The sequence below is a fragment of the Bacillus sp. V26 genome, assembly GCF_034296245.1.
GTDB classification, from domain to species: Bacteria; Bacillota; Bacilli; order Bacillales; family Bacillaceae; genus Bacillus; species Bacillus halotolerans.
In genome coordinates this window covers 1-255 of record NZ_JAXKQF010000029.1, presented here as the reverse complement: position 1 = coordinate 255, position 255 = coordinate 1, and the positions used below count along the sequence as shown (strand labels likewise).

Genomic DNA, 255 nt, shown 5'->3' with positions numbered 1-255 from the left:
TGAGCTAATGGCTCTTCTTACAAGAGACTTGAATATTATATCATATAAAAGTGGTGCCGGCAAGAGGACTTGAACCCCCAACCTACTGATTACAAGTCAGTTGCTCTACCAATTGAGCTACACCGGCAAATGGTGGAGGATGACGGGCTCGAACCGCCGACCCTCTGCTTGTAAGGCAGATGCTCTCCCAGCTGAGCTAATCCTCCATAATTGCACTAACGTGCAATTGCTTGGCGGCGTCCTACTCTCACAGGG

2 tRNA genes are annotated in these 255 nt (G+C 49.4%); both read right to left on the bottom strand.

Going from position 1 to position 255, the window contains the following annotated elements:
* Window positions 1-51 precede the first annotated feature (51 nt).
* A tRNA-Thr gene (locus UJ203_RS20845) sits at window positions 52-127 on the bottom strand.
* 3 nt (window positions 128-130) lie between these two features.
* Window positions 131-206 (bottom strand) — tRNA-Val (locus tag UJ203_RS20840).
* Between the last annotated feature and the right edge of the window lie 49 nt (window positions 207-255).